General features: G+C 51.7%; 22 protein-coding genes and 1 pseudogene. 10 read left to right on the top strand and 13 right to left on the bottom strand.

Annotated features, from left to right (window positions below; translation table 11 throughout):
- Positions 1–17: 17 nt before the first annotated feature.
- Both B157_RS0125875 and alaS read right to left on the bottom strand, forming a co-directional pair.
- Positions 18–1,292: a M20/M25/M40 family metallo-hydrolase gene (locus B157_RS0125875; protein WP_020606220.1), complete on the bottom strand. Its 1,275-nt coding sequence runs from the start codon at positions 1,290–1,292 to the stop codon at positions 18–20.
- A gap of 77 nt (positions 1,293–1,369) precedes the next feature.
- Positions 1,370–4,030: an alanine--tRNA ligase gene (gene alaS / locus B157_RS0125870; protein ID WP_020606219.1), complete on the bottom strand. Its 2,661-nt coding sequence runs from the start codon at positions 4,028–4,030 to the stop codon at positions 1,370–1,372.
- Positions 4,031–4,265: 235 nt separating this feature from the next.
- Here alaS and B157_RS0125865 point away from each other — a divergent pair, with 235 nt between their 5' ends.
- From B157_RS0125865 to B157_RS0125850, 4 genes are all read left to right on the top strand, one after another.
- Positions 4,266–4,652: a MerR family transcriptional regulator gene (locus B157_RS0125865; RefSeq protein ID WP_020606218.1), complete on the top strand. Its 387-nt coding sequence runs from the start codon at positions 4,266–4,268 to the stop codon at positions 4,650–4,652.
- 89 nt (positions 4,653–4,741) lie between these two features.
- Entirely contained in the window at positions 4,742–5,209 is a 468-nt protein-coding gene (locus B157_RS0125860; protein WP_020606217.1) for an FKBP-type peptidyl-prolyl cis-trans isomerase, read from the top strand.
- A 100-nt stretch (positions 5,210–5,309) separates the two neighbouring features.
- The gene (locus tag B157_RS0125855; RefSeq protein WP_020606216.1) at positions 5,310–6,263 is read left to right on the top strand and encodes an L-threonylcarbamoyladenylate synthase; all 954 of its coding nucleotides are present in this window, start codon (positions 5,310–5,312) and stop codon (positions 6,261–6,263) included.
- A gap of 76 nt (positions 6,264–6,339) precedes the next feature.
- Complete coding sequence (locus B157_RS0125850) at positions 6,340–7,221, top strand: sugar phosphate isomerase/epimerase family protein (protein WP_020606215.1); 882 nt, start codon at positions 6,340–6,342, stop codon at positions 7,219–7,221.
- A gap of 167 nt (positions 7,222–7,388) precedes the next feature.
- On the opposite strand, the gene B157_RS0125845 is transcribed toward B157_RS0125850, so the two are convergent.
- The 5 genes from B157_RS0125845 to B157_RS0125825 all read right to left on the bottom strand — a co-directional run bounded on the left by B157_RS0125845 (position 7,389) and on the right by B157_RS0125825 (position 13,564).
- Positions 7,389–7,583 carry a hypothetical protein gene (locus B157_RS0125845; RefSeq protein WP_020606214.1) on the bottom strand — a complete coding sequence of 65 codons (195 nt, stop codon included), beginning with the start codon at positions 7,581–7,583 and terminating at the stop codon, positions 7,389–7,391.
- 147 nt (positions 7,584–7,730) lie between these two features.
- On the bottom strand, positions 7,731–9,305 hold the full coding sequence (locus tag B157_RS0125840; protein WP_020606213.1) for a M81 family metallopeptidase: 1,575 nt from the start codon (positions 9,303–9,305) through the stop codon (positions 7,731–7,733).
- A 48-nt stretch (positions 9,306–9,353) separates the two neighbouring features.
- Positions 9,354–10,976, bottom strand: coding sequence for an amidase (locus B157_RS0125835; protein ID WP_020606212.1), 1,623 nt, complete (start codon positions 10,974–10,976; stop codon positions 9,354–9,356).
- Positions 10,977–11,049: 73 nt separating this feature from the next.
- The gene (locus tag B157_RS0125830) at positions 11,050–12,138 is read right to left on the bottom strand and encodes a phosphotransferase family protein (protein ID WP_020606211.1); all 1,089 of its coding nucleotides are present in this window, start codon (positions 12,136–12,138) and stop codon (positions 11,050–11,052) included.
- Positions 12,139–12,280: 142 nt separating this feature from the next.
- A complete protein-coding gene (locus B157_RS0125825) occupies positions 12,281–13,564 on the bottom strand; it encodes an acyl-CoA dehydrogenase family protein (RefSeq protein ID WP_020606210.1) in 1,284 nt (427 codons plus the stop codon).
- Positions 13,565–13,904: 340 nt separating this feature from the next.
- Here B157_RS0125825 and B157_RS0125820 point away from each other — a divergent pair, with 340 nt between their 5' ends.
- Positions 13,905–14,675: an SDR family oxidoreductase gene (locus B157_RS0125820; RefSeq protein ID WP_020606209.1), complete on the top strand. Its 771-nt coding sequence runs from the start codon at positions 13,905–13,907 to the stop codon at positions 14,673–14,675.
- Positions 14,676–14,720: 45 nt separating this feature from the next.
- Positions 14,721–15,590, top strand: a complete 870-nt coding sequence (locus B157_RS0125815) for a helix-turn-helix domain-containing protein (protein ID WP_245565263.1) — start codon at positions 14,721–14,723, stop codon at positions 15,588–15,590.
- Between the two features lie 241 nt (positions 15,591–15,831).
- On the opposite strand, the gene B157_RS0125810 is transcribed toward B157_RS0125815, so the two are convergent.
- Complete coding sequence (locus B157_RS0125810; protein WP_020606207.1) at positions 15,832–16,728, bottom strand: 1-aminocyclopropane-1-carboxylate deaminase/D-cysteine desulfhydrase; 897 nt, start codon at positions 16,726–16,728, stop codon at positions 15,832–15,834.
- Positions 16,729–16,775: 47 nt separating this feature from the next.
- Between B157_RS0125810 and B157_RS0125805 the strand changes: the two genes are divergently transcribed.
- The 4 genes from B157_RS0125805 (at position 16,776) to B157_RS0125790 (ending at position 21,134) form a co-directional block, all read left to right on the top strand.
- Positions 16,776–17,804 carry an RluA family pseudouridine synthase gene (locus B157_RS0125805; protein ID WP_020606206.1) on the top strand — a complete coding sequence of 343 codons (1,029 nt, stop codon included), beginning with the start codon at positions 16,776–16,778 and terminating at the stop codon, positions 17,802–17,804.
- A gap of 94 nt (positions 17,805–17,898) precedes the next feature.
- The gene (locus B157_RS0125800) at positions 17,899–18,351 is read left to right on the top strand and encodes a GNAT family N-acetyltransferase (RefSeq protein WP_020606205.1); all 453 of its coding nucleotides are present in this window, start codon (positions 17,899–17,901) and stop codon (positions 18,349–18,351) included.
- Between the two features lie 147 nt (positions 18,352–18,498).
- Positions 18,499–20,739 (top strand): transglycosylase domain-containing protein, encoded by a 2,241-nt coding sequence (locus B157_RS0125795; RefSeq protein ID WP_020606204.1) that lies wholly within the window; start codon positions 18,499–18,501, stop codon positions 20,737–20,739.
- A 23-nt stretch (positions 20,740–20,762) separates the two neighbouring features.
- Positions 20,763–21,134 carry a hypothetical protein gene (locus B157_RS0125790; protein ID WP_020606203.1) on the top strand — a complete coding sequence of 124 codons (372 nt, stop codon included), beginning with the start codon at positions 20,763–20,765 and terminating at the stop codon, positions 21,132–21,134.
- 35 nt (positions 21,135–21,169) lie between these two features.
- Here B157_RS0125790 and B157_RS0125785 read toward each other — a convergent pair whose 3' ends face one another.
- From B157_RS0125785 to B157_RS39445, 5 genes and pseudogenes are all read right to left on the bottom strand, one after another.
- Entirely contained in the window at positions 21,170–21,802 is a 633-nt protein-coding gene (locus B157_RS0125785; RefSeq protein ID WP_020606202.1) for an NAD(P)-dependent oxidoreductase, read from the bottom strand.
- A 35-nt stretch (positions 21,803–21,837) separates the two neighbouring features.
- Positions 21,838–22,536: a tRNA (guanosine(37)-N1)-methyltransferase TrmD gene (trmD, locus tag B157_RS0125780; protein WP_020606201.1), complete on the bottom strand. Its 699-nt coding sequence runs from the start codon at positions 22,534–22,536 to the stop codon at positions 21,838–21,840.
- Positions 22,526–23,152, bottom strand: a complete 627-nt coding sequence (gene rimM, locus B157_RS0125775; RefSeq protein ID WP_020606200.1) for a ribosome maturation factor RimM — start codon at positions 23,150–23,152, stop codon at positions 22,526–22,528. Before rimM ends, trmD begins: the two co-directional genes overlap by 11 nt.
- A gap of 126 nt (positions 23,153–23,278) precedes the next feature.
- Positions 23,279–24,103 (bottom strand): 30S ribosomal protein S16, encoded by an 825-nt coding sequence (locus B157_RS0125770; protein ID WP_020606199.1) that lies wholly within the window; start codon positions 24,101–24,103, stop codon positions 23,279–23,281.
- A 198-nt stretch (positions 24,104–24,301) separates the two neighbouring features.
- Positions 24,302–24,600, bottom strand: a pseudogene (locus tag B157_RS39445) (IS4 family transposase); the annotation flags it as partial.

The following is a 24,600-nucleotide window of genomic DNA, read 5'->3' as shown; positions in this document are numbered from 1 at the left end:
TAAACTACCCGTGTCGGCTAGCGCGTTAGCCGGTAGAGCAGAATGGCCGTGCGCTGAATCAGTTTCGGAAATTCGGCCATATTCATGGTTTCTTCGATGCTGTGCGCCCCCTTGCCCGACGCGCCCAGCCCATCCAGACAGGGTACGTAAGCCGCCACGAACGATACGTCGCCCGCACCACGCGAGCCGGGGTCACCCGCCGTAACCGGGCCGAAGCCCATGTCCCGACTGACGTTGTCAACAACCGCACGAAGTTTGTCATTAGCCGCTGACGGCTCCATGGACGGAATACCATCGGCGAACGTGATTTTCGAGCCAGTGAGGGGCAGGCTTTTTTCCACAATCTCCTGCATCCGGACGCGGGCTTTTTCTTTCTGGGCTTCGCCGAGGAAACGTAAATCGCCCTTGACCAGTGTTGATCCGGCCACGATATTGGTTTTGCCGATGGCATCGGCTTTGGCCGTTTGGGGGTCGTAATGCACCTCGGAGCCCCCCACAATAAGGCCCGGATTGAAGGTGAGGTACTGCTCCTGCCCCAGCGTCCGCCGAAACTCGGTGAGCACGCGGGCTGCTTCATAGATGGCCCCATAGCCGAGGTCGCTGAAGATGCGCGACGAGTGACCGGAGCGGGCTTTTACGGTTAGTGTCCAGCTACTCGACCCCCGCCGACCCGTTGTAACACTCTTGAGGCCCTGCGCCGTTTCAAAGGCCAGAGCCGCATCGGACTGTTTGGCCCGCTCGATGAAATCCAGGCGGCTTTCGATTCCGCCCGAACTCTCTTCGTCGCCGGTAAAATAAACGGTGATACTGGTATCGTCCAGCAGTTTTTGGGTATGCAGTGCTTTAAGGGCGGCAATAACCAGTACGTCGCCCCCTTTCATGTCGTTTACGCCCTGCCCCGAAGCGGTCGAGTCGTTCAAGCGGGTGAATGGCTCCATCGGCAAACTCTTCTCGAACACCGTATCCAGGTGGCCAATCAGGAACAGTTTTTTACCCTTGTTACCCCGCCGGGTGGCTACCAGATGCCCCGCCCGGTTGAGCGAGTCGGGCAGGGTAACCCACTCGATGGTGAAGCCAAGTTTTTTCAACTCATCCCCCATCATATCGCCTACCTGCCGTACGCCCTCCTTGTTGAGCGTGCCGCTGTTTATATTGACAACCTTTTCCAGAAAGGATTCGGTTTGCGGCATTTGCGCTGTTACGGTAGTCAGAACACTTTTTTCAGCGGCAGAGAGTGACTGGCCGACAACAGCCTGACTAACCAACGCCAGCAATAACACGAGTTTTTTCATGGACTTTGTTACGGTTATATAAAAACCCTACAAGGTCTCAAAGACCTTATAGGGTTGAAAAATCATCAAATAATGGGTTACCCCAGCAACTCTTTACCCTGCGCCAGAGCGGCATCCAGCCCGGATGAGTCAGTCCCGCCCGCCGTGGCAAAGAAAGGCTGTCCGCCCCCGCCCCCTTTGATGTTTCTGGCGAGTTCTTTCACGACCTGACCGGCGTTCATTTTCTTGTCCTGAATGAGCGAATCGGGCAGCATCACCGCCAGTTGCGGTTTGCCGTTGATGTCGGCACCCAGCACCAGCGCGAGGTTATCCACTTTGGCCTTCAGGTCGTAGGCCAGTTGCTTCAGCGCGTCGGCGTTGGGAACGTCTACCCGCTCTACCAGTCTGCTGTGGCCATTCACAGCTTCTATTTTCTCCAGCAACTGGTTTTTCAACTGCTGGACCTTTTCATTTTGCAGGGCTTCAATCTGTTTCTGCAACGCAGTCCGCTCATCGAGCAACGACTGCACCGCTTTTATGATGTCTTTAGGGGCTTTCAGTAGCTCTTTCAATTCCGAAACCACCGCCATCTGCTCATTGATAAGGGCTTCGGCACCCGCCGAGGTTTTGGCCTCCACTCGCCGGATACCCGTCGAAACAGACCCTTCGCTGGTGAGTTTGAACAGACCAATGTGGCCCGTAGCCGGTACGTGCGTGCCCCCGCAAAGCTCCACCGAGTAGCCGGGATCGAAGGTGATGACGCGAACAAAATCGCCGTATTTCTCACCAAACAGGGCCGTAGCGCCCAGTGCTTTAGCCTGTTCGATGGGCACGTTGCGTTTCTCATCCAGCTTGATATTCTCCCGGATTTTCTCGTTTACAATGCGCTCTACTTCGGTTAGTTGCTCGTCTGTCACCTTGCTGAAGTGCGAGAAATCGAACCGCAGGGCATCGGGACCAACGTACGAACCCTTCTGGGCTACGTGCGTACCCACCACCTCGCGCAAAGCAGAATGCAACAGGTGCGTAGCCGAGTGGTTGCTGGCGACCAGGTCGCGACGCTGGACGTTGATGGCGGCATAGACCGAATCAACTTCGGTCAGCAGCTCGTCAATACCCGTCACGGCCTCCACGATATGAATGACCAAGTCATTTTCTTTCTTCGTATCCAGCACCGTAAGCGAACCAATCTCTTCTGGCCCAACGAACAGACGCAGCGTGCCCGTATCGCCGATCTGCCCGCCCGATTCGGCGTAGAACGGCGTTTTATCGAGCACGACCTGTATTTGAGTCCCCTGTTTATTCTGGATTTTACGGTATTTCACCACATGCGCTTCCGTTTCGGGCTGGTCGTACCCAACGAATTCGACTTTATCATCCAGTTCAGCCAGTTCAATCCAGTCGCCTGCCGACGAGGTAGCATCTTTCCGCGACCGGGCCTTCTGCTCCTGCAACGCCTTCTGGAAGCCGGCTTCGTCGATACTTAGCCCCTTTTCGCGGGCAATCAGCGCGGTCAGGTCAGCCGGGAAGCCGAAGGTATCATTGAGTTCAAAAACCGTTTCACCGGGAATCTCTATCTTCCCGTCTTTGCCCATATCAGTAATAATCTGATCCAGACGGCCCAGACCGGTACCAAGCGTCCGCAGGAACGCGATTTCTTCTTCGCGGATGACGGTAGCCACAAAATCGCGCTGGGCGTTCAGTTCGGGGAACACATCGGCAAACTGCAGGGCCAGCGTGGGCACTAGTTTGGTCATGAACGGCTCGGTCAGGTTCAGGTATGAGTACCCGTAGCGGATGGCCCGGCGCAGAATCCGCCGGATAACGTACCCGGCTTTGGCGTTGCTGGGCACCAGCCCATCGGCAATGGCGAACGACACCGCCCGAATGTGGTCGGCAATAACGCGCATGGCTACGTCCTGCTTGCTGGTTCCTGCTTCGTAGGTAAGGCCTGAAATCTCTTCGATAACACGAATCGTTCCGGTAAATACGTCGGTATCGTAGTTCGAGCGCTTCTGTTGAATGGCCATGCACAACCGCTCGAAACCCATACCCGTATCGACGTGGCGGGCGGGTAGCGGGTCCAGTGAGCCATCGGCCTTGCGGTTAAACTGCATGAATACCAGATTCCAGATTTCGACCACCTGCGGATGGTCAGCGTTGACCAGTTCCTTACCCGATTTTTCGGCGACTTCTTCCGGCGACCGTAAATCGACGTGAATCTCGGAGCAGGGACCGCAGGGACCGGTCTCGCCCATCTCCCAGAAATTATCTTTCTTGTTGCCGTAGATGATCCGCTCTTCGCCCACGATGGGTTTCCAGAGGTCGAACGCTTCCTGGTCGAAGGGTACATTGTCTTTCTTATCGCCTTCGAAAACCGACACGTAGAGCCGGTCTTTGGGCAGGCCATATACGTCCGTAAGCAGTTCCCACGCCCATTCGATGGCTTCTTTTTTGAAGTAATCCCCAAACGACCAGTTACCGAGCATCTCGAACATGGTATGGTGATAGGTATCGAAGCCTACATCTTCCAGGTCGTTATGCTTTCCCGATACGCGCAGGCACTTTTGGGTATCGGCCACCCGTTTGGCCGGGGGAGTGCCGTTGCCGAGGAAAAAATCCTTGAACTGCGCCATGCCTGAGTTGTTGAACATCAGGGTGGGGTCATTCTTGGCAACGAGTGGGGCCGACCCCACAATCAGGTGTTGTTTGGATTGGAAAAATTCGAGAAAGTGCCGACGTATTTCGTGGGAAGTCATAATACAGTTTATCAATCAGTCAGACAGTTAGTGAGTCAGACGGTTTATTAGTCAAACAGTTGATAAATCAGTAAATCGATCAGTCAGTAGGTTAATCCAATAACTAAATGCTGGCTAACTTGTTGACTCAGTAAGTGGTTAACGGATCGACTCACCGACTGGCTAACTTACCAACCGAACGACAAATTTACGCCAAAAACTTGCAGGTTTACCCGAAGGTCAGCAAGTTTGTAGCATGGAAGGTAGCGGCAAATTGTATTACAGCATCACAGAAGTAGCCGAGCGATTCGGCATCAATGCCTCCAAGCTTCGTTATTACGAAAAAGAGTTCAAAACGCTCCAGCCAAAGAAAAACCGCTCCGGCGACCGCATTTACGCCCAGGCCGACATCGACCACCTCACGGAGATTCTTGACCTGATCGACCGGCAGAAATATACCCTTCCCGGTGCCCGCGAATACCTGAAACAACGGGATGAACGGCGACGAGAAAACGCCCGCTACATCGGGAAGCTGCAAAAAATAAAGTCGTTTCTGGAAAAAGTCCGCGATACGCTTGACGACGAACCCGAAGAATTCGACGACAAACCAACCGACCAGTCAATGACCGAATTGCCGGAATAAATCAACCTTTCAAAAATTATGACCCGATCAAAAGTAACTTTGTCTATTCTGTTGTTGTAGTAAAGAAAAAAAATTCAGCAGAAAATACCATGATTATAGCAAAAGACAAAGTAGCGGGCATCCACTATACGCTACGTGATAGCAAAGGCAATGTGCTGGATACCAGCGAGGGAAGCGATCCGCTCTACTACCTGCATGGCGCTAACAACCTGATTCCAGGCATGGAAGAAGGGCTGGAAGGACATAGTACAGGCGATCATTTCCAGATTGACGTTTCGCCCGAAAAGGGCTACGGGGTAAGCGATCCCGCTCTATTGGAAGAAGTACCCCGCAAAGCGTTCGGCGGACAGGAGATCGAAGTAGGTATGCAGTTTGAAACCAACGAAGGGCAGGTTATTACCGTCACGAAAGTTGACCCCGAATTCGTAACTGTCGACGCTAACCACCCGCTGGCTGACCAGAATCTATTTTTCGACGTCGAAATTATGGAAGTTCGGGAAGCCACTGAAGACGAACTGGCGCACGGGCATGTTCATGGACACGGCGGAGATCATTAAACCAGTTTATGGTTTATGATTTGCGGTTTACGATGGGCTGACGCATCAGAATTTTACGCGTCAGCGCACCGTAAACCGCAAACCATAAATCCAAAACCGAATGGCACAGATTGGTACCGATATAGCGGCAGCAAAAGCATTTCTGGAAGCAGGCCATGTGGTAGGCATTCCTACCGAAACCGTCTACGGCCTGGCGGGCAACGCTTTTGACCCGGATGCTGTACTGACGATTTTCCGGGTCAAAAACCGCCCCTCCTTCGATCCGCTCATTGTTCACACGGACTCCCTCAGTAAACTGGACCGCTTCGTTACCCATATTCCCGAACCGATCCGGCGGCTGGCCGAAACGTTCTGGCCCGGTCCACTCACGCTGCTCCTGCCCAAACGCGACCTGATTCCCGACCTCGTTACGGCGGGGCTACCAGCCGTAGCGATTCGTATTCCAAGGCATCCGCTGACCCTTAGTCTGCTACGCTCACTCGATTTCCCCCTGGCCGCGCCAAGTGCCAATCCGTTTGGCTACATCAGCCCCACCACGGCACAACACGTGGCCGATCAGCTGGGCGACCAGATACCGTATATTCTGGACGGTGGTTCGGCAGACATTGGTCTTGAATCCACCATTATTGGTTTCGAAAATAACCAGCTTACCGTGTTTCGGTTGGGAGGTATGGCCCTGGAACAGATTGAAGCCGTTGTTGGCTCCGTTTCGGTTCGAACGCATTCTACCTCAAATCCGGCTGCACCGGGGATGCTCAGCAGCCACTACGCCCCCCGTAAACCGCTGATACTCCTGGCACCGGGCGAGAGTCCGAAGCCAGCCGAACGCATCGGTGCGCTGGCCTTCCGGCAGCCTTTCGGCGGGATAGCCCCAGACTGTCAACGAGTGCTCTCCCCTACCGGCGACATAAACGAAGCGGCCAAAAACCTCTTCGCCCACCTCCGCATGCTGGATTCCTTACCCATTGACACCATCTACGCGGAACAGGTCCCCAACCAGGGATTAGGGGGAGCCATCAATGACCGATTGCGCCGGGCCAGTATGCCCGCCTGAGCCGATACAGAGAGCCTGTTACGGGTAGGCGCAGCGTTATTTTTTCTTCTAATGCTGTCTCTAAATCCCAACCCTTATGTCCCTTATCGATAGAAAAACATTCCTGAAAGACATTTCCCTGATGGCGGGTGCCTCCCTGCTGGCAGGACCCGCTTTTGCGGCTGAAGCAACACGGGCGAAACCGGCGGTCAAACTCGGTTTTGTCACCTATCTGTGGGGTAAAGACTGGGATTTGCCGACCGTAATTAAAAACTGTGCGGATACCGGTATTCACGGGGTGGAGTTGCGGGTGGAGCATGCCCACAACGTGATGCCCAATCTGAATGCGGCCCAGCGGCTGGAGGTGAAAAAACGATTTGCCGATAGCCCGGTGCAGCTCATTGGCCTGGGAACAAACCAGCAGTTCGATTACGTAGACCAGGGCAAGCTGAACGAGTCGATTGAGCGGGCAAAGGAGTTTATCCGGCTGAGTGCCGATGTGGGGGGAACGGGCGTAAAGGTGAAGCCCAACGCCCTGCACAAAGAAGTCCCCGTAGAGAAAACCATCAACCAGATCGGCGAATCGCTCAACGAACTGGCCCGGTACGGCGCGGAACTGGGCCAGCAGATCCGGCTGGAAGTTCACGGCGAAGAAACTCAGGAATTGCCGATGACAAAGCGGATTATGGACGTGGCTAACCATCCCAACGCTACCATATGCTGGAACTGCAACCCGCAGGATTTGAACGGAAAGGGGTTTCAGTACAATTTCGACCTGGTCAAAAACCGGTTCGGGGCTACCTGCCACGTTCGCGAACTGGACCGCACCGATTACCCGTACCAGCAATTACTGAACAATATGGTTAAGATGAAGTACAATGGCTGGGTACTCCTCGAATGCCATACCGACCCCGCCGATAAGGTCGCGTCTATGAAGGAACAACGCGCAGTATTCGACCGGATGATTGCCCGAGCCTGATAGCTGGCGGCACCAGTTTGCCACTTAACCCTATTGCTATTACAGCAGAAAGCGAATGACCCGGTGAGAAAACAGTATTCTCAGGGTATTCGCTTTCTGCCTTTTCGCACGATTTATTGGCTATGTGTGCGAGGAAAATTTAACCGCATCAGGGCACTCATCCCCCATCATTCGAGTGTCAGACCACGTTTGGACATGTACGTTCGCAATACCTGTTCTCTGATAAATTCCGTTCGGCCAATGCGTTCGCTGATCAACCGACTCTGGTCCAGATAACCTTTCAACCGTCCAATCGTAATGTGCAATTCCTGAGCTGCTTCCGGAAGGGTATAAAACACCGTTCCTTTAATGGCTTTAGGCATGACTCAACTGATTTAACTTGTACCTCCTGTCAATGTAGGCAGGTACTTATAGCAATAGTTTGTCTAATTACTTTGTTCCGCCTATCCCAACAGGACTTTTAGAACAATCATAAAAAAATATCAACTACCATCATCACCGTAGCATGACTACTTCGACGCGCCCGAAAGCGGTACGAACTGGGCCGACAGATTTGGATCAGGCATGTTTTTGTTGAGCGGGAACATGGGTCGTTCGATGCGTTTGTAGGGCAGACTGGCTAAATCCTGATTGACACCGCCGGGTGTTAACGCCATTATCCATCCGGCCTGCATGGCATATAGTTCGGGTTCCAGATAACCAATTTTCACGACCACGATGTCGGCGGTTCGGGGATTGAGGCCCAGGCGGGTAAAATCAGCTTCCTTATGGTAGGGTTTGCGTTTCTGCGTCACGATGACGTGGATACTACCCACCTTCACGACTACCTCAACTTCCGCATTTACATCACCCTTCACAATTGACTCGACGGTTCCTTTAATGGGAACGGGTGGGGCAAAACGGGCATCAACCCGCGCACCGGCCACCCCGTCAACCTGACCACCCACACCGGCGGCCATAGCTTTTTTAACCAGTTCGGGGTCGGGAATGGACGCGTAAATCAGCGAAGGGCCGTCGGCCTGTTTGAACTCAGGCCGGGCGAGTAACTGCGTGAGTGTCCAGGTCACGTCGCCCGCGCCACCGGCCGTTGGGTTATCGCCGGTATCGCTGATAAAAAAGGGGTGTTTTTTGCTGGCCAGGGCATCGGCGAGGGATTTCTCCAGCGTGCCAACGGGCGCTACGAAGTCGAACTGGTTTCGTGCGTTCCAGAAGGCATTCGCCAGCTGCTCAGCCGCTTTGGTCACCCTGGCCTTATCATCGCCGGTCACCATGACCACGGCGTGGTTTCGCGGTTCATCGGCCCAGGCGTAGCCAATCCAGATGGCGGCATCTACTATACCCGGCTGATTATCGGCCAGGGGAGCTACCTGATGATACAGGCTTTTTCCCGGCTCGATGCGCGTACTGGTTTGTTCTCCCGGCAGCAGAATCGGGATAGGAATCCAGGCTTTGTAGGCAGGTTTGCCTTTACCGCTTTTCAGGCGTTCCAGCAGATTAGTTACCGCCCGCTCTTTCGTTTGCATAGCATCCTCGTGCGGGGCCATCCGGTAGCAGGTCATCAAATCCGTATTTTTCGCCAGCCGCCACGACACGTTACCGTGCAGATCCATAGACGTGGAAATGAGTGTCTTATACCCGATTACCTTACGGATGCGGGTAATAAAATCCCCTTCCGGGTCATCCAGTCCCACAACGCTCATGGCTCCGTGAATGTCGAAATACAGGCCATCGTAAGGCCCATTTTTTTTGAGCGAATCCAGCACTTTCCCCACCAGCGACTCGTACGCTTCCCGCGTTACGGCACCACCGGGCAACGATTTGCCAACCAGTGCCGGTAGCCACGTAGCCTGTTGCCGCAAAGCAGAGCTGGCACTCAGGAACGGATAAGACGTAAACACCTCCGGGCCATATTTGGCGTGAAAAGCTTCTTCGTGCGTAACGGCCGGAGAAAACGTGCTGGATTCGATGCCCAGCCCCGCAATACCGATGCGCGGTAATGGCTTTCCATTACTGACAGAAGATTGAGAAAAGCCCGAACTAACGGCAAGAAAGCAGGCAATAAGTCCTGGAATAATTGATTTCATGTGTCCAATTTATGTGATTCAGTGAAACAAGCCATTATTCGGGACAAATCAGCCCGGAATCAGGGAGGTAATGAATGTCGGTTTAGTTCGTTTTTTCGATGCCTGTTCGTAGTCGTAGGCCATCGCCAGGAGCGGTCCTTCCTGCCAGGCACCGGCAATAAACGAAAACCCAACGGGTAATCCATGAACGTTGCCCATGGGAACGGTGATGTGCGGATATCCCGCCATAGCCGCCGGGGGACAGAAGTAAAAGCCGGTGTCATAATCGCCGTTTACCAGGTCGATGCACCCCGCAAAGCCGATACTGGTCCCACAAATGGCATCCAGTTTATTGTCGGCCATCAGCTTATCGATAAGCTGGCGTGAACCCCGCGTTTTGGCAACCGCGTCGGTGTACTCTTTACTGGATAAACCGCCTTTGGCCTCACTGCTTTCGAGCGTTTCCTGCTTAAAGAAGGGCATGGCTTTGGCTTCGTTCTTTTTGTTGAAGGCAATCACATCCGCCAGCGTCTTAACGCCCTCGTTGGCAGTAGACAGGTAGTTGTTCACCCCATCTTTAAATTCGTATTGCAACACGGTAAACTCGGCTCCGCCCACCGTCCGAATACTCTTGAGCAGTTCTACCTCAATGACCGTTGCGCCCTGTTTTTTCAGTACGTCGATAGCCTGTTTGTACAACGAGACTACGCCCTCCTGCCCTTCCATAAACGACTTTTCGACACCGATACGCTTGCCCGACAACCCACCGGTTTTCAGAAACGGCGTATAGTCGGTAGCACTCTTACCGGTGCTTTCTATCGTGGCAGCATCGGTTGGGTCGACACCGGTCATGGCACCCAGCAAAATAGCGGCATCCGTTACGGTTCGGGCCATCGGCCCGGCGGTATCCTGCGTTTTGGAGATGGGAATAATCCCACTGCGGCTCACCAGACCCACCGTGGGTTTGATACCGACCAGCCCACAAAACGACGAGGGCGCAATGACCGACCCATCCGTTTCGGTACCCACAGCAACGGCACATAGGTTGGCTGCGGCAGCCGCCCCGGAACCCGAACTGGACCCGCACGGGCTACGGTCCAGCACGTAGGGGTTACGCGTTTGCCCGCCCCGGCTGCTCCACCCACTGCTCGACCGGGTGGAGCGGAAGTTGGCCCACTCACTCAGGTTCGTTTTACCCAGTATCACTGCCCCGGCTTCCCGTAATTTTTTAGCGACAAAAGCATCGTTGGCTGCTTTGTGGCCTTCCAACGCTAAAGCCCCGGCGGTCGTCATCATCTGGTCTCCAGTGTCGATGTTGTCCTTGATGAGGATAGGGATACCGTGCATTGGTCCCCGCACTTTACCCGCTTTTCGCTCCTCATCCATCGCTTTGGCCATCGTCAGCGCATCGGGATTGATTTCAATGACGGCATTCAGGCCAGGACCTTTTTTATCGACAGCGTCTATCCGGTCCAGATACTGTTGGGTTAGGGACGCAGCCGTAGCCGCCCCCGACTGCATTTTTTTCTGCAACTCGCCGATGGTTACTTCGTTCAGATCAAAGTCGTCGGTAAAAACGGTGGTATCCGTTGATGAATCGGCCTTTTTGGGAGAAGCACAGGCTGCGGCCGTAAGCGAAGCCGCCGAAACACTCGCTACAGAGCTGCTTTTAATAAAATTCCGTCTGTTCATGAAATAGTTTTAGTACTGAGTTATTGATAGTATTGGTAAAAAGGAGCAGGCTAACCACCACCTGCATAGTCGGTTAATGGCTTAAAAACAGGTCATTCTCCCGCTCGATGGAGTCAGCCGCTTTCTGGGCGAGTTCCATAATCATGGGCAACAGGTGACCGAAGCGGGCATCCTGACTGTGGCCCTGCTTCCAGCGAGCGTAAATCTGCTGGGCAATCACGGCATTTTTATACAGCCCAAACACGTAGTAGAACAGGATACCGCTCAGGTCGCGGCCACTACGTTCGGCGTACCGGGCTACCACTTCCTGCCGGGTCAGGTTACCCGGTAACCACGTCAGGTTGAAGTTTTTATAGGCGGGGCTATCCGTTACTTCCGACCAGTAGGCCAGGGTAGCTCCCAAATCCATGAGCGGGTCACCCACGGTAGCCATTTCCCAGTCCAGTACGCCCGTTATTACGGGAGTTGGTTCGCCCGTTACTGGGTCAGGGGCAAGCAGGACGTTATCAAATTTGTAATCGTTATGCAAAAAAGCCGGTGCCTGTTCGGTGGGGTAGTTCTGGTGCAGCCATTCCCCCACCCGATTCATGGCCGGAATTGAGTCCGTTTCGGCATTACGGTAGCGTTTGATCCACCCCTCCACCTGCCGTTGTACGTAGCCATCGGGCTTACCCAGTTGAATCAGCCCGGTCGACTCGATGGGCAGGGCATGAATGGCGACCAGATTGTCAACCAGGGCTTCGGACAACTGACGCATCCGCTCCGGGGCGATGTTCAGGGTTGGTGCCATCGAAGCCCGCAAAATAATGCCCCTCACCCGGCTCATAATGTAGAAGGGGGCACCCAGCACATCGGGCAATTCGCAGTAAACGATCGGCTCCGGAATTTTGTCGTAGTGGCCTTTCAGCAAGGACAGCACCCGAAATTCCCGGCCCATATCGTGCCCGCCTTTAATGTTTGCCCCAACGGGTGGACGGCGGAGAACGTACTCCCCACTGGCCGTTTTGAGCCAGTACGTCAGGTTGGAGAACCCCCCTGGAAACTGTCGAACCTCCAGCACATCGACCATATCGGAAGCATTTTGCGCCAGGTATTCATTCAGGGTAGTCAGGTCAAGTTCTTCGCCAGTACGAACGGAACGGGGTGCATCGAGAGTACTCATCTATAAAAGCAGTGGTGTTTAATCTAAAAAGGAAAAGTTTGGTCAGTTGAGGGCGATTTAACCTGGCTGTTCCGTGCGTTCCATCAGCGGGTGATTTAAATCGCCCGCTGATGGAACGCACGGAACATAGACATTTAAGTATCTACCCTTTACCAGCCGTTTCCAGTACCACCTCCCCCGCCATCATCTGCCGGAATTGGCGCAACTCTTTGGCCTTTTTCTTGATGTCCAGACCGTATTTTTTGAGGATGCTGGCCGCCAGATTCTGCTTGTGTACCTCATCGGCTCCGTCCCAGATACGGGCACCCCGCTCGTGCCGGTACATGGCCGACAGCACCACATCGTCCGTTACGCCGAGGGCACCGTGTACCTGAATAGCCCGGTCGAGGACGCGCAGAAAAGCGTTGGCCACGTAAAACTTGATGCCAGACACCGCATCGCGTACGTTGCCCACGCCTACCGTGTCAATCATGTGCGCCGTGTTGAGCACGTACAGCCGACTGGCGTCAATTTCGGCCCGGCTCTCGGCAATAAAATCCTGAATAAACTGCTTCTCGCCCAGCATCACCCCGTCTTCAATTTCGCGGGATGCCGCCCGTTTGCACAACAGGTCGAGGGCTTTTTCGGCGTTGCCAATCCAGCGCATGCAATGGTGTACCCGTCCCGGTCCCAGCCGCTCCTGCGCCAGTTTGAAGCCCATGCCTTCGCCCACAATAATGTTCGACACCGGCACCCGGCAATCGGTGTAGGTCACTTCGGAATGACTGAACCAGCCTTCACCCGCTTCGCCGAAGACCGGAATATTGCGTTCGATGACAAAGCCCGGCGTATCCGTCGGCACGATAATCATGCTGGCCCGCTGGTGCGGTGCCGCATCGGGATTCGTAACGGCCATCACTACCGCAAAAGCCGCCCCATCAGCCGACGAGGTAAACCACTTTCGCCCGTTGATCACGTACTCGTCGCCATCGCGCACGGCGGTGGTGGCCATACGCGTTGGATTCGACCCGGCAAATTCGGGTTCGGTCATGGAAAAACAGGAACGAATTTCGCCCGCCATCAGCGGTTTGAGGTAGCGTTCTTTCAATTCCGGCGACGCGAAGTTGTGCAGCAGTTCGGTGTTGCCGATGTCGGGAGCCTGACAGCCGAACACGTAATGCCCGAAGAACGGCGCGTAGGCCAGCACTTCGCTGATTTGTCCAAACTCGCAGAGCGTCAGACCATGACCCCCGTCGGCTTTGGAGAGGGCAAGCCCCCACAGCCCGGCGGCTTTGACCGCGTCTCGCTTCTGGTCGAGGATGGGAATTAGCGCACCAAGGTTTTGATGCGAAAAGCCCACTTCCAGCGGAATCAAATCGGTTTCAACAAAGTCCCGAACCCGCGCCAACAGTGGTCTGACGCGCTCGGTCGTAAAAATCGTATCCATGAAAGCAAGGTAAGGAATTTACGGGACAACTGGCTTTGGAAAAAAGAGTAGAAATTACGTTTTAACGAATAAATAGTACGTTTGCCAGGGTTAGCCAACACAACGATAATATAAAAAGTACAGCAGAAATAGTACAATACTATATTGAAAAGATACCAAAAAACACAGAAAGTACTGCAAAACTTTCATATATTCAGGAGTTAGCGGTAATATCAGAGCAACACCATAGCGACAACTATACAGTTCGACAATATCAGATTTGGCTACCAGAAAGACAGATTTGAACACAAATAACTTTAAGTTGTTTCAGACTTTTGCATTGACATAAAAATGAAATAATATGGACTTAAATAATAATACTATTTTAATTACAGGTGGCACAAGTGGCATCGGACTAGAATTCACCAAACAATTACTTGCTTTGGGAAACACTGTTATTATTACAGGCAGAAATCAAGAAAAACTTGATGAAACAAAAAAGCTATTACCCAAAATTTATACATTTCAAAGTGATGTAAGTGATCCAAAAGCAATAACTGAACTTTACAAAAAAGTAATCACTCAATTTCCAAATCTTAATATGCTTATAAATAATGCTGGTGAAATGAGGAAAATTAATTTAAACAATCTTAACATTGGATTAGAAGACATTACCAGAGAAATAGATATAAATTTATCGGGTCCAATTAGAATGGTACAACAATTTCTCCCGCATTTGAAAACACAAAAAACATCTGCCATAATCAATGTTACATCTGGTCTTGCACTTGTCCCATTTCCAATATCACCCATATACGGTGCAACAAAGTCAGGATTACGATCCTATACAAAATCCTTGCGTGTACAATTGAAAAATACAAGTATTAAAATATTTGAGTTGGTAGCTCCAGCAGTAAAAACACCATTGAATGACAAATTTACAGATGATGTTGACAATAAAACGTTTATGAATCCTGATAAATTGGTTTCGATTACTTTAAAAGGTATAGCAAAAAATCAGCTCGAAATATCACCAGGTTCTGTAAAAGCAATAAAGATTTTAAGCAGATTGGCACCAGCTTTTTTATTGAAACAGATAAGTAAACCAGTAGATAAATTATTAAAATCTTAAATGATAATCACGCAAAATATAAAAACCATAAATCAGTTCCATCAAATGATGGAATTACCCAAACCTATGCATCCGTTAATTAGTTTAGTTGATTATGAATCCATCAAAAGGGAACCATTTGAAAGTAAAGTAAACCTAAAACTTGATTTCTATTCAATTTCACTAAAAACAAATTTCAACGGAAAAGTAAAATACGGACAATTGGAATATGATTTCGATGAAGGGATTTTTTCATTTATTGCTCCCAAACAGGTATTTAGAGTAGAATTTGAAAAAGGGATTGAATTAAAACTTTCGGGATGGCTCTTGCTAATTCATCCAGATTTTCTTTGGGGAACTGCATTAGCAAAGAAGATAAAACAATATGAGTTTTTTAGCTACGATGCAAACGAAGCGTTATTTTTATCAGACAAAGAAGAAAAAAAAATTATAGAAATTATAAAAAACATAGAGCAAGAGTACCACTCTAATATCGATAATTTTAGCCAAAGCGTAATTATTGCAGAACTTGACTTATTACTTACTTATTCTGACAGATTTTACAATCGACAATTCATTACAAGAAAAAAAGACAATCACAGGATTTTAAATCAGCTGGACACTTTTCTAACAGGATATTTTAATAATGTCGATTTAGCAATTAAAGGAATTCCTACAGTAGAACTCATTGCTGGTAATCTAAATATTTCAGCAAATTATCTAAGCCATTTACTGAAAATGCTAACAGGACAAAGCACTAAACAATTTATTCACGACAAGTTAATAGATTTGGCCAAAGAAAAACTATCAACGACAGATTTGTCCGTAAACGAAATTGCATATAGCTTAGGATTTGAACATCCTCAATCATTTAGCAAATTGTTTAAGAGTAAGACGAATTTTTCTCCAATAGAATTTAGACAATCATTTAATTAAAAGGAAAATTAGATGAATAGCAAAAATACTACCGCTAACAGGCGTTTGGCAAAAACGCGGGTTTTGCGGTTTACTGAAGCTTTCTGCTTCGTATCAAGTTCAGTTCAATGTGGCAGACAATTTAGATCTTCGAAATCCGCTTCTTCGCCAAGCGCCAAAACGTTGTTGTAAGATATCTTCCTGAAGCGGAACGTAGAACCCCGATCGTGTAGCTACGCATTCTCGTATGAGAATCCAGACATCACGCATCCAACTCTCCGCTCCGTCCCTGTAAGCCCCCCGTATGCACGGCCACTACGGTAGCCCCGGCTGGGAAATACCCGGTTCGGGCAAGGTCGTAAATTCCGTACAGCATCTTACCGGTGTATACCTGCTCCAACAGAATGCCATTTTTTTGTTCAAAAGCGCGAATAAAACTCAGCAGTTCGAGCTTGGTTTTCGCGTAGCCACCGAAATGGTAATCAGTCAGTTGAACCCAGTTTAGGTTGGGCGTAGGCTCCGGGAGTTTGAGGGCCATAAATCCGAGTACAGTTGTTTCGGCCGGGGCAGACTGCGCCAATCCGGCTACTGTACCACCCGTGCCCACCGGGCAACAAACGTAATCGGGGGCAAAACCAAGTTGTGTTATTAATTCGGGTATAAGGTCGGCTGTACCCCGGATGGCCAGTTCGTTGGTGCCGCCTTCGGGCAGGATGTAGCAGAGCCTAAACAGCTGCATCAATTCAAGTTGAAATGCCGGGTCGTCTTTGCGCTGATAGTCCAGTCGGGTCACAAAATGCAGGTGCATCCCGCACGACTGGCAAAAACTCAGCGTAGCATTCAGCGGCTTATGGGCCAATTCGTCGCCCCGAACTATGCCAACGGTGTTGAAACCAAATACCTTCCCGGCAGCCGCTGTGGCGTAAAGATGGTTCGAGTAGGCACCGCCAAACGTCAGTAGCGTGGATAACCCCTGCTGACGGGCGGCCAGCAGGTTGTATTTCAGCTTGCGCCACTTGTTGCCCGATACCAGTGGATGCAGCAAGTCGTCGCGTTTCAGTCCTAAGCGGATAGTAACCGGTTCAGGAAACGGGTCCGTAAGCCACTGAATGGGAGAGTTTCCGGTCAATTGAGCCAGTTGCCGGGCAAGTTCGTCCATAATCCGTATTTTTGCGGTTTGACTGGTAAGCTTGCAAAGCTGAGAAAATGGTAGCGGAAACAGAAGACGAATTACCCGAAGACGACGAATTATACGAACACCACCGCATTGTGGTGGACAAAGGCCAGAGCCTGTTACGGATTGACCGCTTCCTGATGGACCGGTTGCAAAATGCCACGCGTACCAAAATCCAGGCCGCTATCGATGCCGAATCGGTTCGGGTGAATGGGAATCTGACGAAGGCCAGTTATAAAATAAAACCGTCGGATGTCATTACCATCTCGCTGCCGCACCCGCCCCGCGATACGGACATCAAACCCGAAAATATTCCGCTCACTATCGTCTACGAAGATGACGAGTTGCTGGTGTTGAACAAACCGGCGGGCATGGTGGTACACCCGGCTCACGGTAACTGGGATGGTACGCTGGTCAACGCGCTGGTCTATCATTTTCAGAACCTGCCCACTACCCGAAACGGGAACATCAGGCCGGGTCTGGTACACCGAATCGATAAAGACACGTCGGGGCTGATGGTGATTGCCAAAACCGAGTTCGCGATGACGCACCTGGCCCGGCAGTTTTTTGAACACACCATCGAACGAACCTACAACGCACTGGTTTGGGGCATTCCCAATCCACCCGATGGCACCATTACAGGATACATTGGCCGCAGTCTGAAAGATCGAAAAGTACAGACCATTTACGACGATGAAAGCAAAGGGAAATGGGCCGTTACCCATTTCAAAACGCTGGAAGAACTGCGTTACGTCACCCTGCTGCAATGCAACCTGGAAACGGGCCGGACGCACCAGATCCGGGCGCACCTGAAGCACCTTGGCCATCCCCTTTTCAATGATGCCATGTACGGGGGCGACCGTATTTTACGGGGTAATCCGGTGGGCAGCTACAAAGCCTTTGTGGGCAACGCCTTTACCCTGTTACCCCGACAGGCACTACACGCCAAATCGCTGGGTTTTACGCACCCCCGGACTAAGGAATGGATGCAGTTCGATTCCGATTTACCCGACGATTTTCAATCGGCCCTGCTGAAATGGCAAAAGTATATAATTGCCTAGTGCAAAAGAGTATATCGGAGCCACCCGCGTATTGAGTATCTTGCGAACGCTACTTATTCAACCTGTTATCTACCATTCTATCGCTGACAAACCTATGATTTCAATTCGCCCGGGTACCCTCGAAGATGTACCAGAAGCGTTTGCTTTAGTGAACGAACTAGCCGTTTATGAACTGGCTGCCGACCAGGTGACCAATTCCATTGAACAAATGGCACTCGACGGTTTCGGACCCAGCCCGTTGTTCGGGATGATTATGGCCGAAGACTCCGATAGTGAGAAGATTGTTGGTATGGCACTCTATTTCTTTCGCTATTCGACCTGGAAAGGAAAACGGCTGTATCTGGAAGATATCATCGTGACGGAGGCATTCCGGGGGTTTGGTGTTGGTAAACTGCTCCTGGATGCAACCATTGAAATGGCCCGTGAAACAAACTGTACGGGTATGATGTGGCAGGTGCTGGACTGGAACGAACCCGCCATCGGCTTCTACAAACAGTTTGGTACCCGCTTCGACGATGGCTGGACCAACTGCCATCTGGATTTCTGAAAGACAGTGTAAAGACAGTATTAGGAGTGAGGAGTGAGGAGCGAGGAGTTGCTGACGCAAGAGAGGGTCAACGCGTCAGCAACTCCTCGCTCCTCACTCCTAATACTAAAAAACTTATCTTTGCAGCTACGAGCATAAACAGTAAGCATGACGTATCGTCAACAGAAAGCCCTGCGTATAGCAGGCTGGGTGTTTTTAAGCCTTTTTTTGCTGGCTCTCGTCGGCGTAGGCTTCGCCTATATCAAGCGGGAGAGCCTGCTAAAAACGGCCCTCGAACGGGGCATTCGGAAAGCTAAACGCGATTATCAGCTCGACGTTCGTATTGGTTCAGCAAAATTCACTGGTTTAACTTCGCTGGCCTTCACGGATATTTCGGTTGTACCCGAAAAACGCGATAGCCTCGCCCGTATTCGTCGGGTTGAACTGGGCGTTCGGTTCTGGCCCCTGCTGGCAGGAAAAATCGGACTATCGGAGATGACGCTCGAAAACGGGCTGATTCAGGTCGTAAAACGGGATTCGATTAGCAACATAGACTTCCTGCTGCATCGCAAACGAGATTCGACGGCTACAGTATCAACCGTATCCGAGAAAACTCAGCGTACCAATCTGGCCGACATTGCCGAGGATCTGATTGATAATATCCTGTCTAAAATTCCCGACGACCTGAATGTCAGCAATCTGGAATTCAGGGCCATGGACAACAATGACACTCTCAGTTTACTCACCAGAACGGCCCTGATCGACAACGGAGACGTTACCTCCACCATTAAATTGAATGGCAATCAGGCAACCTGGCACCTGACGGGAACCGCCGACCCCGGCGACCGGGAGTACGATCTGGCATTGTACGCCGAGGGGCAGGGTGGTCGGCCGAAGCCGATTGAAATTCCGTACATCGAGAAGAAATACAACCTTAAAATACAGGCCGATACCCTGCGGGCCGAACTCCGGGATGTGGACCGCACGCGGGGCGAGTTTCGGCTGGAAGGAGCAGGGTCGGTCGCCAATTTACGCATCAACCACCCCGCCATTGCCCGTACGGATGTATTTGTGCCCCGAGCGGCCATTGATGCCAACCTGTTTGTCGGTGAAAACTACGTGGGCGTGGATAGCTCATCGACGCTGCACCTGGGTCAGGTCAGCGCACATCCATTCGTAAAATACACGCTTAAACCCGTCAAAATATACGAGGTTCAGCTGCATACCGGTGCCATAAATGCCCAGGCTCTCTTCAATTCATTCCCGCAGGGATTATTCGAGTCGCTGGAAGGCATGCAGGTTGCAGGCAAACTCAGGTATGACCTCGCTTTTCAGCTAGACACAGCCTTACCGGATTCCGTCAAATTTGAATCGGGCCTGACAGCCGATGGGTTCCGCATTCTGAAGATGGGGCAAACTGATTTCTCTGCCATCAACCGACCATTCGATTATACCCCCTACGAGAAAGGGAAACCCGTACGCACCATTCGGGTTGGCCCGGAAAACCCGGATTTTACGCCCCTGAACCAGATTGCTCCCGATCTGCGTAATGCGCTTCTAACGTCAGAAGATTATAATTTCTTTACCCACAACGGGTTCAACGAAAAGGCATTCCGGGTATCGATTGCTACCAACTTTAAAGAAAAATCCTTCAAAAGAGGGGCCAGTACGGTTTCCATGCAGCTGGTTAAAAACGTGTTTCTAAACCGAAATAAAACCCTGTCGCGGAAGGTAGAGGAGATTTTAATTGTCTGGCTGATCGAAAATGAACACATCGTTTCTAAAGAACGGATGTATGAAGTGTACCTCAACATCATTGAGTGGGGACGCAACGTATACGGCATTGGCGAAGCAGCCCGGTATTACTTTGCCAAAAGCCCGGCCAATCTGAATCTGGGCGAAAGTATCTTCCTCGCCTTTGTAGTTCCCCGACCCAAAGCAGCCTTGAACTGGTTTATTCCGGGCGGTACCCTTCAGGCCCGTGGCGTACGCGGGTATTTTAGACTCATTGGCCGCATCATGGCGAAGCGTGGCCTTACTGCGCCCGACTCCGGAGCCTATGGTTTCTACGATGTTCGGCTACGGGAAGGACTCCGCCGGGAAGTGGCGCCGACCGATTCGCTGTCGTTACCCGACAGTCTGATGACCGACCCGGCAGACATCGACCTGGATGAGGGAGAAACGGGTATCGGCAACTTCTTCCGTCGTTTGTTCAAAGGCCGGAAAGCAGACGAGAAGCCAACCGATACGGAACAGACTACAGTGCAGCCTGAGCGCCCGGACAGAGCCACTGGAGAACCTGCCCCTGCCGATACCGTAAAGACCCGCAAACAACTACGGCAGGAACGCCGGGAGCAGAAACGCCGGGAACGGGAAGCCCAGAAAGCGCTGGAAGATAGTAACCCCTAGCTTGCATCAATTACTAACCACTCATGAAATCACTAGTCAGAATTGTATTGCTTATCGTCCTTGTAGGCGGTGTTGCCCTATTTATTATTTCCCGTCAGAACAACACGTCTCTTTTGCCCGAAACGATTGACCTGACGGTAGACTGTTCAAACCTGGATAATATACTGGTCACCTCCACGGTCAACGTGGCCGTTCATAACTTATCGAACCGGTCTCATAAGGATATATCCGTAAAAATCGTGGCTTTCGATGAATCGGGAAAGGTGTTGAAGGAGAAATACACGACCTTTTCCCGGAAGCTGGACCCCAAAAGCATCTTCGACAAGCCCGTTACGTTACCCGCCGAAACCAAACGCTGCGACTGCAAAATTGTGAGTTCGCATCCGGTGGAATAGTGCTTATAGGGCCGGTTTCCTAAACCCACTACAAGTCATTTATCCGTGATGGTCACGGCTTTGTGAAGATACTGGTCACTCGTGAGTTGGTCGAGCAGGAAAGCCGCCACGTCGGCCCGGTTGATGCGGGGCATGTTGAAGACCGAAAAATCCATAGTTTCTGCCACCTTGTAATTACCCGTTGCCTTCCCATCGAGCAACCGGGTTGGGCGGGCAATCAGCCAGTCCAACTTACTCTCCCGAATGGCCTGTTCCTGAATCTCTTTCTCCGCCATGGGGCCACTCAGGAATGTTTTGATGAATAGTTTACTGAGTAGTGGGGCACTCGCGTAACTATCGCCCACCCCCAGAGAGGAAACCACCAGCAACCGACGGACACCAGCCAGTCTCATGGCCTCAATCAGGTTCTTCGTCCCTTCTGATACGGAGTGGTCCAGCTGACCAGGTCGGCCGCCGAGCGAACAAATCACGGCGTCCTGCCGACGAACGGCGGGCAACAGCGTTTCAGGGTTCAGTACATTGCCGGTCAAAACAGTTAGGTTTGGGTGCTGAATACCTAATTTGGCGGGATCACGGACAAAGGCAGTAACGGAATGACCCCGTTCCAGTGCCTGCTGAACGGCCTGCTTTCCGGTCCCACCCGTAGCCCCTACGACTAAAAGTTGCATATAATTGGTTGATTGTCTACAAATACAACCAGAAATCAGGCGTTCGGTTCGGGAGCCTGTTCCTCCAGCAAATCCGGCCTTCTTGTTCGCGTACGTTCAAGGGCCTGTTCGTGACGCCACGCATCAATCTTAGCCTCATGCCCCGATAGAAGAATAGCGGGTACCTCATGCCCTTCAAAATCAGCCGGGCGGGTGTAGACGGGGGGGGCCAGCAAGTTATCCTGAAACGAATCTGTGAGGGCGGATGTCTCATCATTCAGTACGCCGGGCAACAGCCGGATCAGGGAATCGGACAGGACACAGGCCGCCAGTTCGCCCCCGCTCAGTACGTAATCGCCAATGCTGATTTCGCGGGTAACGAACAGTTCCCGAACGCGCTCGTCAACCCCTTTGTAATGGCCGCACAGGATGATCAGATTTTGCCGCAGCGATAACGCATTCGCCGTTTGCTGATTCAGACGCACACCATCGGGCGTCATATAAATAACCTCATCGTAGGTGCGTTCGCTTTGCAGAGCCCGGATGCAGCGGGCAATCGGGTCAATCTGCATCACCATACCGGCTCCTCCACCAAAGGCGTAGTCATCTACGCGCCGGTGTTTGTCGGCAGTGTAGTCGCGCAGGTCATGTACTACCACCTCCACGTAGCCGCCCTGCTGCGCCCGTTGCAGAATAGAATGGGCAAAAAAGCTTTCCAGGAGCTTTGGCAGGCAAGTGATAATATCAATCCTCATCGGTATCGTCCGGGGTTTCATCACCATGAGCGGCATCCCGCTGGTCAGCATCCTCTTCCGTTTCGGGTTTATCCGTCTCCTTTCCTTCCTCCATATAGATGGCCAACAACCCATCGGGCAGGGCCACGTTGAGCTTCTGACTGGCCCGGTCCACCGTTCGAACGATGTCGCTGTTGATGGGAATCAGCACTTCTTTGCCGAGGTAATCCATCGCAATCAGGTCCTGGGCATTCATGGCATATACACCCCGCACAGTGCCGAGCTCGCCCGCTTCGGCATCAACGATCTGATACCCTACAATTTCATGAAAGTAAAAGCGGGTTGCGTCGGTAATAGGTTCCAGTTCATCCAGCGGCAGGAACGCTCCGCAATTGATAAGCCGCTCGGCCTGCTCCATGGAGTCGATATCCTCGAAGGCCACAATAGCCCGACTACCCTTTACGATAGCAATCGACTCTATAAAATACGGAATCAATTCACCCCGTACCTCCAGCAGTACTGAGGCCAGGTCGGCATACTCGGCGGGGGTATCAACATCCAGAAAAAGTACCAGTTCACCATTGACGCCGTGCGTTTTGGTAATGTGGCCCAGTTGGTAGCAATCGTCTTTTGTCATAAGTAACGCAACTAGAGAGTCGCAGTTGTTGGCGGCTTTCCACCGGGACACCGGTTAACCGCGTTGTTCACAAAAAGAGCCTGTCCAGAATCGAACAGGCTCTTTCTTACCGATTTTGTCGAAAAATTATTCCGCTTTGGGTTTTTCCTCAGCAGCTGCTTCCGTTGCCGGTGCTTCTTCAGCAGCAACGGGGGTTTCTGCCGGTGCGGCTTCTTCTACCGCTGGAGTCGTTTCTTCGGCTACAGGCGCTTCGGCGGCTGGTGCTGCTGGCTCAGGAGCCACTTCTTCAGCAACAGGCGACGCTTCGGCAGCTGGAGTTTCAGCCGCTACAGGAGCCGCTTCCACTACAGGAGTTGTTTCTTCCGCTACAGGAGCTTCGGGCGTTGCTTCCACTACGGGCGTTGCTTCTGCTACAGGCGCTTTGGCAACCGGAGCCGTTTCTTCCTCAACAACAGGAGCTTCCACTACCGCAGCTTCCACTGTGGGTTCTTCTACCTTGTTCTTTTTGGCAATTGCTTCCGCACGAGCCTCGCTCACCTTTTTCTCAGTCTCCAGACGAGTGGCACGAGCCTGCTCTTTGGTCTGCGATTTGGTTCCGGCAGCAGTGTCTTTACGACCCTGTTTGCCTTCCTGCCAGGTCAGGAATTTCTCATCGGCCTGCTCCTGCGAAATAGCGCCTTTGTTAACGCCCACCTGCAGGTGCTTGCGGTACATGATACCTTCGTGCGACAATACCGAACGCGCGGTATCCGTCGGCTGGGCACCAACCATGAGCCAGTAAACAGCCCGTTCCGACTTTAATACGACCGTCGAGGGGTCGGTGTTGGGGTTGTACGTACCGATTTTCTCGATAAACCGGCCATCGCGTGGGGAGGTTGACTCCGCGATCACGATGTCGTACATCGCCATTTTTTTGCGTCCACGACGCGCTAAACGAATTTTAACAGCCATTTGTGCTTGTAAGTTTTGATTGGAGGACGAACCCCCTGCGTAAAACGTGGCCGCAAAGGTACGAAAAAAAAATGCGGTTTACCGTTTTCGTACCTGAAAATGATTGGTCAATACCAGAAGATCACCCTGTCGGGCATATGGTAGTGCCTGAGCGACGTACCAGGAACAGCCGTCACGTTGATTTTTTATGTAACGAACCTAAGTACAGGACAAAAGTGGTACAAGGTGGCCAACAGGTTGGCCTTTAAGGATTCTATCGCGCAGTTCATCTAAACCGTGACGGAATAAACTAAACAACGCTTGGCATCGGCCTGTCAAGTTGCGGGTTGGTATTTTATGACCCGCTTTGATGAGCCACTCGCCCGTTTCAAGGGCCCAAATCAGACTCATTGACAAGATAAACAACAGCCGACGAAGGCGATGATGCTTGGTTAGGCCACACCCTTCTAAATCAAAGCCTCTGGATTTGAAGGCACCAAACAGGGTTTCTATCTGCC

The sequence above is a fragment of the Spirosoma spitsbergense DSM 19989 genome, from assembly GCF_000374085.1.
GTDB lineage: Bacteria > Bacteroidota > Bacteroidia > Cytophagales > Spirosomataceae > Spirosoma > Spirosoma spitsbergense.
The sequence above is the reverse complement of the archived record's forward strand: the minus strand, read 5'-3'. Positions and strand labels throughout refer to the sequence as shown.